The organism is Chamaesiphon sp. OTE_20_metabat_361, from assembly GCF_031364565.1.
Genome location: NZ_JANLWO010000417.1, coordinates 1 through 7,862 on the forward strand (window position 1 = coordinate 1; position 7,862 = coordinate 7,862).

General features: G+C 46.0%; 10 protein-coding genes. 5 read left to right on the forward strand and 5 right to left on the reverse strand.

Features of this window, described 5'->3' with window-relative positions:
- A partial coding sequence (locus RMO35_RS12095; protein ID WP_309741502.1) for an AAA family ATPase occupies nt 1–1,134 on the forward strand: 1,134 nt, incomplete at its 5' end.
- A gap of 285 nt (nt 1,135–1,419) precedes the next feature.
- On the opposite strand, the gene RMO35_RS12100 is transcribed toward RMO35_RS12095, so the two are convergent.
- Entirely contained in the window at nt 1,420–2,811 is a 1,392-nt protein-coding gene (locus RMO35_RS12100) for an NAD-dependent malic enzyme (protein ID WP_309741503.1), read from the reverse strand.
- 165 nt (nt 2,812–2,976) lie between these two features.
- Between RMO35_RS12100 and RMO35_RS12105 the strand changes: the two genes are divergently transcribed.
- Genes RMO35_RS12105 through RMO35_RS25315 form a run of 3 tightly spaced genes read left to right on the forward strand, consistent with a single transcriptional unit; the run spans nt 2,977 to nt 3,741 of the window.
- Nucleotides 2,977–3,267, forward strand: coding sequence for a hypothetical protein (locus tag RMO35_RS12105; protein WP_309741504.1), 291 nt, complete (start codon nt 2,977–2,979; stop codon nt 3,265–3,267).
- Nucleotides 3,268–3,272: 5 nt separating this feature from the next.
- On the forward strand, nt 3,273–3,650 hold the full coding sequence (locus tag RMO35_RS12110; RefSeq protein ID WP_309741505.1) for a clan AA aspartic protease: 378 nt from the start codon (nt 3,273–3,275) through the stop codon (nt 3,648–3,650).
- Complete coding sequence (locus tag RMO35_RS25315) at nt 3,619–3,741, forward strand: DUF4351 domain-containing protein (RefSeq protein ID WP_396135660.1); 123 nt, start codon at nt 3,619–3,621, stop codon at nt 3,739–3,741. Before RMO35_RS12110 ends, RMO35_RS25315 begins: the two co-directional genes overlap by 32 nt.
- Nucleotides 3,742–3,801: 60 nt before the next feature.
- On the opposite strand, the gene RMO35_RS12115 is transcribed toward RMO35_RS25315, so the two are convergent.
- From RMO35_RS12115 to RMO35_RS12130, 4 genes are all read right to left on the reverse strand, one after another.
- Nucleotides 3,802–4,560 carry a DUF1963 domain-containing protein gene (locus tag RMO35_RS12115; RefSeq protein WP_309741506.1) on the reverse strand — a complete coding sequence of 253 codons (759 nt, stop codon included), beginning with the start codon at nt 4,558–4,560 and terminating at the stop codon, nt 3,802–3,804.
- Nucleotides 4,561–4,634: 74 nt separating this feature from the next.
- Nucleotides 4,635–6,383: an NFACT RNA binding domain-containing protein gene (locus RMO35_RS12120; protein ID WP_309741507.1), complete on the reverse strand. Its 1,749-nt coding sequence runs from the start codon at nt 6,381–6,383 to the stop codon at nt 4,635–4,637.
- Between the two features lie 162 nt (nt 6,384–6,545).
- Nucleotides 6,546–6,995, reverse strand: a complete 450-nt coding sequence (ndk, locus tag RMO35_RS12125; protein WP_309741508.1) for a nucleoside-diphosphate kinase — start codon at nt 6,993–6,995, stop codon at nt 6,546–6,548.
- 181 nt (nt 6,996–7,176) lie between these two features.
- Nucleotides 7,177–7,332 (reverse strand): hypothetical protein, encoded by a 156-nt coding sequence (locus tag RMO35_RS12130; RefSeq protein ID WP_309741509.1) that lies wholly within the window; start codon nt 7,330–7,332, stop codon nt 7,177–7,179.
- A gap of 186 nt (nt 7,333–7,518) precedes the next feature.
- Here RMO35_RS12130 and RMO35_RS12135 point away from each other — a divergent pair.
- Nucleotides 7,519–7,862: hypothetical protein (locus RMO35_RS12135; RefSeq protein WP_309741510.1), on the forward strand; the 344-nt coding region annotated here is incomplete at its 3' end.

The following is a 7,862-nucleotide window of genomic DNA, read 5'->3' on the forward strand; positions in this document are numbered from 1 at the left end:
GTTCAAGGCTCTACCCTGCTGCGCGAACAAGTTTCCGACAGCGATATTGCTGAAATCGTCGCCAAATGGACGGGGATTCCCGTCAACCGTCTGCTCACCTCCGAGCGCCAAAAACTACTTCAACTCGAATCCCACCTCCACAACCGGGTGATCGGGCAAAATGAGGCTGTCAGTGCCGTCTCTGCCGCCATTCGCCGCGCTCGGGCCGGGATGAAAGATCCCCACCGCCCGATCGGATCGTTCCTATTTATGGGGCCGACAGGTGTCGGTAAAACCGAACTCGCCCGCGCACTAGCAGAATTTCTGTTCGATAGCGAGGAAGCGATGGTGCGGCTCGATATGTCCGAATATATGGAAAAACATGCCGTCTCCCGCCTGATCGGTGCCCCGCCGGGATACGTGGGACATGAAGATGGCGGACAACTCACCGAAGCCGTGCGCCGTCATCCTTATAGCGTCGTCCTCTTCGATGAAGTCGAAAAAGCGCATCCCGACGTATTTAATATCTTGCTCCAAGTTCTAGACGACGGACGGATCACCGACTCCAAAGGTAAAACCGTCAGCTTTGCCAATACCGTCATCGTCATGACTAGTAATCTGGCTAGCGACCAGATTATGAATGTATTGCTCGATCCCCATCGCGATAAGACTCAAGTTAACGACCTGCGCGAACAGGTGACAAATACCCTCCGCACGTTTTTCCGACCGGAATTTATCACTCGCGTCGATGAACTGACGATTTTTGAACCCCTCAAAAAAACCGAACTCCGCCAAATTGTGACGATTCAAATTCGCCGGATCGAAAAGATGTTAGCAGATCAAAAGATCGAGATTCAGCTCTCAACTGCCGCCCAAGATTATATCGCCGATGTCGGTTACGATCCGATCTACGGAGCCAGACCCTTAAAACGTGCCATCCAGCGCGAACTCCAAAACCCGATCGCAACTAAAATTCTGGAGACGGCTTTCGGTGCAGGTGATACGATCTATGTCGATTGTATCGCGGGTGAAGCGGCGGCGACAGAGACTCGATCGCTCACCTTCAGTACCAAACCTACTCCAACTAAATCCAAAAAAACAACTCCTGTGGTAATTCCAGAAGTTATTTTACCAACCGTATCAGTGGAAAAATAGAACGACTAAGCTAACACAACCCTAAGAAGGTGTCTGAAAAGGCTTTTCGGTGTGAATCGGAGATCTGAATCCCCCTGTCTTGTCGTTTTTTTTTTCGGGGGTAACCCCCTAATAAAAACGCCGCTGCTTGGTGCAACACATGCGGAGGAAACCTCCGCGTGATTGCATCCGCTAAATCCCCCTTGGAAAGGGGGACTTTAAAAGCCCCCTTTCCAAGGGGGTTGGGGGATTTAGGTCTTGAAACGCAGCAATTAGACTTTTCAGACATCCTCTAAAGCCTAAAGCCTAATACTTAGCAATTCCCTCTTCTCTAGCCGCTTTCTGCACCGCCGAAGCGACTGCTGTAGCAACGCGCTTGTCGAACACCGAAGGGACGATATATTCGCGATTGAGTTCGTTAGGATTGATGAGTGAGGCGATCGCTTTAGCAGCTTCGAGACACATATTGATGGTAATCTGATTGGCACGACAATCGATCGCGCCTCGGAACACGCCAGGGAAAGCTAAGACGTTATTGATTTGATTGGGATAATCACTGCGTCCGGTTGCCATCACCGCCACATCATTACTGACTAATTCTGGTTGAATTTCGGGAATGGGATTTGCCATCGCAAACACGATCGCATCTTTTGCCATCGACTTCACCATTTCCACGCTGACAACCCCCGGCGCACTGACACCCAGGAACACATCCGCACCCACCATCGCATCCGCGAGCGTCCCCGTTTGCGCGACGGCAAATTCTAGTTTCTCAGGATTCAAGTCAGTCCGACTAGTAGATATAATCCCCTTCGAGTCGCAGATGCAGATATGTTTGACACCAGCCGTCGTAAATAATTTGGCGATCGCAATCCCCGCAGCACCCGCACCGTTAATGGTAATTTTGACGGTATCGAGAGATTTTTTGACTAGTTTGAGCGAGTTTAATAGTGCGGCAAGCGTGACGATCGCGGTACCATGTTGGTCGTCATGAAACACCGGAATATCTAATTCTGCCCGCAATCGTGCTTCAATTTCAAAACAACGCGGCGCGGCAATATCTTCGAGATTGATCCCGCCAAATACGGGAGCCAGATGTTTGACAGTTTTGATGATTTCTTCGGTATCTTGAGTATCCAGACAGATCGGGAACGCGTCGAGTCCGGCAAATTCTTTAAATAACATCGCCTTCCCTTCCATCACAGGCATCGAAGCAGCAGCGCCCAAATTGCCCAATCCCAATACCGCGCTACCATCGCTGACGATCGCCACCGTATTACATTTAATAGTCAGCTCGTAAACTCGTTCCGGTTCCTGCGCGATTGCCATACATACGCGTCCGACACCGGGAGTATACGCCATCGCCAGATCCGACTGACGCGTCAGTGGAATCTTGCTCTCCATCCGAATTTTACCGCCGCGATGCAGCTCCATCGTTCGATCGAACGTTCTCGTCAGCCGCACTTCCGGAATCGACTTGACAACTTCGACAATTTGGTCGCCATGTTCGGTACTAGTCGCATCCACCGTTACATCGATCCGCGATAGCACCCGCGTCTGCTCGGTAATATCCAGTGTGCTGATATTGCCACCGACAGAAGCAATGCCCTGAGCGATACTCGCCAGCATCCCCGATCGATTGGGCACTTCTAAGTGCATGGAAATACTAAAGGAAGAAGTAGGATTTAAATTTACCATCTCAGTTTTTGACGCATCCACAACTAGCAGCCTTAATTATAAAGGTTCGCGCAAAGAATCGATCGGGAAGAATCAAATTACATATATCCCAAGCTTCTAAGAGGACGAGATTTATCATAATCGAGATACAATAGACTTAAATTGGTTGTTATTGAGTGTTTAGCTATGAATATCAATTCTCATACACCATCAACTCAGCATGTCTTGCGCTACAGTCCAGAACAATTTGCCCAAAAAGGTACTCAAATTTACCAACAGACTGTTTTACCAACACTGGGAATACAATCTGATAATATGATTGTCGCGATCGATATCGAAACAGGCGAATTTGAATTAGCAGATACCACCCTTGCTGCTGCGGCTAAAATGTTCGAGCGGTTGCCAGCAGCGCAGTTGTGGTTTGAACGAGTTGGCTCAGAAAGCGTTCACCGATTCAACTCTGTGTATCCAGCTTAATTACCATGATGTTTGGACGAGTCAATCAACAGCGAGAAGCGATTCTCAAGTTGATAATTATCGGTGATGGAAATAGCAAGATTGCTGTCGATGCAGTTATCGATACAGGATTTAATGGCGATCTAATTTTACCGATTGAGATTGTCTCTGAACTGGGACTTGTTCCACAAGGTTATCAAAAAGCTACTTTAGGCGATGGTAGTATTTCTCAATTTCGTGTTTATGTGGCAACCGTAATTTGGGACGGAGAGCGCAAGCTGGTTGAAGTTAATTCAGCAACTGCTGGCATCCTCATTGGGATGGGTTTGCTGGAAGGCTATAAACTAGAAGTTAATGCAACTCCAAATGGAGATGTCAGTATTATTAAGTTGGACGAAATCTAATCAGCCAGATCTATTCGATCGATTAGAAGCTTTAGCTGAGGCTTTATTAGATTTTACCAGCGTGAGAGATTTAGAATCTTGGCTGGGATAATCGATCGATCTCGATGCAGTGATAAGTTTTAGATGGTTGCCAACGCCTGACAGCACAGTTTTAGCACCCCCAAATGTAAGTTATTTGTTCTCGATGCTCTGGACATTGAAATATAAATCCATTGTCAACATCTCCCCAGCAATAAGGCAAGTTATCTTCACTAGCTAACTGAAATATGAAATTCATTTCCCTCTGACAAGATGGGCATTCAACTAATTCTTTGCCATTGCACCAATCCGGCCACCCCGACAATTTGTCTTTTGGATAGGACAGATCGTGAGCTAGATTGTATTCTTCATCATCATCTATCTCGAAATCATCGTCATAATCATTTAAGTAAAATTCAAGCCGCTCTCGTTCGATAAAATTAGCATAGTCATCAATCTCTTCCCAATCAACAATAAAACGCGCTCTAAAAAAATTATCTTCTATTTTCCAATCATAGTGAAATGGATCGGTCATTTTGGGTTCAATTACTTCAGATGTCACCAGATCTCGATCGATAATTCTTACAAGCACACGAGGATTAAATGGAAATCGAGCTGGATGGTCTGAATGCACATCACATTCGTAGCTGCTGCAATAGAAAAGCTGAAGAATGCCATTACCAAAAATCTGAACTTCAGTTGATGGTAAATCTTGAGAATCAAGCTGGAAGAAAAATCTCATCGGACTTTGACAAGCACCACACAGCGGCCAACTTTCACCATGACAAAGTACGGGAGTGCCACCAAATTTAGAACTAGCTGGAATATCTTCGCCCTCTCTAACGAGCGGCTTCCAACTCTTTCTTTTGAATTGAGCGAGTTTACTTAGCACGGTTGCTCGGATTTCTTCTGGCGATCGATCTGACATAAATACACGATCGTAAATTACATAGTTGCTGTCACGATCTAGATGATATCGATCTGAATCTCCTGCGGATGTCCCCAAACAATCTGCTCGTGCTTGTAAATCACCATTCCTGGTTTTGCACCCTTGGGTTTATAGACATGCTTAGTTTCCGTATACACTACTGGAACAGCTTGGCTCTGTCTGGAGCGGCTATAGTAAGCCACAGCATTAGCGGTAAATTGTAAGTCTGCTTCTTGCGCTACCTCTCCAGGGGTAATTCTTAATAGCCCATGACTACCTGCAATTTCTTGAGCGTGAAACCACAAATCGTATTCGGTTGCTGTTTTAAAAGTGAGTAAATCGTTTTGGCGATTGTTGCGTCCGATTAGTAATTCAAAGCCGCTGGGCGTTTTCAAAGAGCGAGGTTTTGTTTCGGCTAATTCGGCTTTGGCGATGCGATCTGCGGCGGGAAAATAACCAGTATCGATTAATTCTTTCTTGATTTCTAATAAAGTTTGTAATAGTTCTCGGACGTTGTTATTACTATCTTCTTCTGCTTGGAGAATGCTGGCTTCGACTTGTTCTAAATAATCGATTTGAGCTTGGACTTCGGCTAGTAACGGATCGACAGCAAGTTTAGCACGCTTTAATTTTTGGTGGCGTTTGTAGAGAAATTGAGCATTTTGAATTGCATTCTTTTCGGGTTCGAGTTTGATTTTGACTGGTTCCCCCGTCTCAAAATCATTGAGGATAATTTGCTTCATCCCTGGTTCCCATTCTTGGAGGTATGCCATTAAGAGATCGGCATTAGTACGATATTCGTCAGCACCTGTAGATTCGAGTAGTTTGGTTTTGAAGGTATTAGCTTTGAGGCGCAATTTAGCTAAAATCGTGCTTAATTTTTGGGTGAGTTGATGTTTGAGCTGGGTAAATGCTTCGCGATCGAGTATCCGGGTATAGTAAGTCTCAACTGCTTCATTTACTGTTGCTACTGGAGTACCTGAGTTGTCCCATCCCAGGACACTAAAGCCGTTATTTGTCAGGCAAGGATGAAATTGATGTCCTTCTACTTTAGTCAGGGTTCTGAGCCATTTTTGCCAGGATGCAAATAAGTTTTCCCAGTCTGAAGCAGATAGGGTGTCAGTGGTTTGAAGGGGATCGAGTCCGGTGGTGACAATCAGCTCATTCATCAGGATCGTACTCAAGCCGCGATAACTTCTAACTAGTCGCTGATTTAGTTTATCGGGAATCAGACTAACCCTGTCGATCCACCGATCGAGTGGTTCCTCCAAACTCGGCATCGGATCGGTCAATGATGGCGGTACTTCGTAAGGTCTGCCAGTTTCGATCGTCCGCACGCTAGACTGCTTATTACTAACTTGATGCGCGGTGGTAATAATTAAATTATCGGCATCTGTCAGAGTGAGATTGCTGTATTTCCCGATCGGTTCTACATATAAATAATATAGAGCCTCAGCCCCAGGTCGAGAGGCAAATGTCAGCCGCACCAACCGTTCCCACGGTGTCGGCATTTCCAGCCCCGTCATTGCCAATCCGCCCAAGACAGAGCGCAATTGCTGGCTGAGAGTGAAGGTATCAGGAATTCGCGGTGGGGGGTCGGTGAGGACGATTCGAGCGGCTTGAGGGTGCCAGGAGATGGCAATCCAGCCTTTTTTGTCCAGGGTACGCAAGCCGAGGGCGAGGGTGTAGCGATCGCTTTGGTAGACGGTTTCGACGCGTGCGGGTATCCATTCTGGTTGTAACTCCCGCACTGCCGCTGTTAATGTCGTGAAGTCAACCTGCTGCATCTAGATTTAGGGGATAGGGAATAGGGGATAGGGGATAGTTAAAAGCAATATCCTGACTCTTAACTATTAGCGTAGTTCTATTAGGGTAGTTTCTGCCTCAGCAGTAAGAAGGAAAATTTAATTTTTGCTCTATTCCCTATCCCTTATTCCCTATTCCCTAAATTATTCCGACAACCAAGGCGAGACAGTCGGTGTCCAATCGACCAATTCTTCCGCTTTAAACCATAACGCAATCTCGCTGTGAGCGGTTTCAACTGCGTCCGAACCATGAATGAGATTCCGGCCGATGTTGATGCCCAGATCGCCACGAATCGTACCTGGAGGGGATACCAGCGGGTTTGTAGTACCGATTGCCAGTCGAGATGCCGCGACCACACCATCACCCTGCCACACCATTGCCACGACTGGTCCAGAAGTCATAAAATCAACTAAACCACCGAAGAATGGTCTTTCTTTGTGGACTGCGTAGTGTTGCTCTGCTAATTCGCGGCTGGGGTGCATTAATTTTAAGCCCACGAGGGTAAAGCCTTTGGTTTCTAGACGACGAATGATTTCGCCAACTAAGCCACGTTGAACGCCGTCAGGTTTGATTGCGAGAAATGTCCGTTCCACCGTGAACTCCTAAAATATAGATGGGCTTGCCAATCACAAATTATAGTTCTATTCGCGATCCTTTAGGTAGATGTTAGATTTTAGGTTTTAGGCTTTAGGGCTTAAACTATTCAATCCTCTGCTATTTTTTATGCCTGCAACAGTAGCAGCGACAGCAATATTAATTTTATAAATAGCTTGGTTATTTTTTTGAACCTTCGATTTCAAGCCCATTATTTTTAAGATCGATCCGATTTACTTTAAGGTTCTGTTGCTGCAATTGAAGATCGATCGTCTGTTGCAGTTTTTCTGCGGGTACACCAAGATTGTCGGCTAGTTGGGCGATCGTAAAGTTCATGTTACCGATCTTGATTTGGGTGTCCGGTGCAAACTCAATCCGATCTCCTGTGAGTGTAGGTTTACCAACTACGCCAATATAGACATCTCGACCTTTTAAGAAAGTTAATTTATCGGTCAGCTTAGCTAAAGCTGCTGTTGGGCTACCGGGTTGACCGTTATGTGTTAATTTGTCCAGTCTCTACCATTGCAACCGAGTCAAATTACCGAGCGCGCAGCAGCCACCAAGCAAAAGATCTCAGCACCGATCGAGCGCGCTCGATCGGGTCAAAAAGTGTATGTCAAACTTAGCGATCGAGACGTAAATAACTTAGTAGTAGCAAAAATCGCCGCTTCGCAGCAAAACAAGCAAGTGCCGATCGGCATTAAAGGCATCAAGACAAATATTAAAGACGGTAAAATTTATACAGGTGCAATGGTTAATCTGGACAAATTAACACATAACGGTCAACCCGGTAGCCCAACAGCAGCTTTAGCTAAGCTGACCGATAAATTAACTTTCTTAAAAGGTCGAGATGTCTATATTGGCGT

Excerpts from the sequence above, each read along its gene's own strand:
- RMO35_RS12100 (WP_309741503.1), bottom strand. The coding sequence starts at position 2,811 with ATGGTAAATTTAAATCCTACTTCTTCCTTTAGTATTTCCATGCACTTA.
- RMO35_RS12105 (WP_309741504.1), top strand. The coding sequence starts at position 2,977 with ATGAATATCAATTCTCATACACCATCAACTCAGCATGTCTTGCGCTAC.
- RMO35_RS12110 (WP_309741505.1), top strand. The coding sequence starts at position 3,273 with ATGATGTTTGGACGAGTCAATCAACAGCGAGAAGCGATTCTCAAGTTG.
- RMO35_RS25315 (WP_396135660.1), top strand. The coding sequence starts at position 3,619 with ATGTCAGTATTATTAAGTTGGACGAAATCTAATCAGCCAGATCTATTC.
- RMO35_RS12120 (WP_309741507.1), bottom strand. The coding sequence starts at position 6,383 with ATGCAGCAGGTTGACTTCACGACATTAACAGCGGCAGTGCGGGAGTTA.
- RMO35_RS12130 (WP_309741509.1), bottom strand. The coding sequence starts at position 7,332 with ATGAACTTTACGATCGCCCAACTAGCCGACAATCTTGGTGTACCCGCA.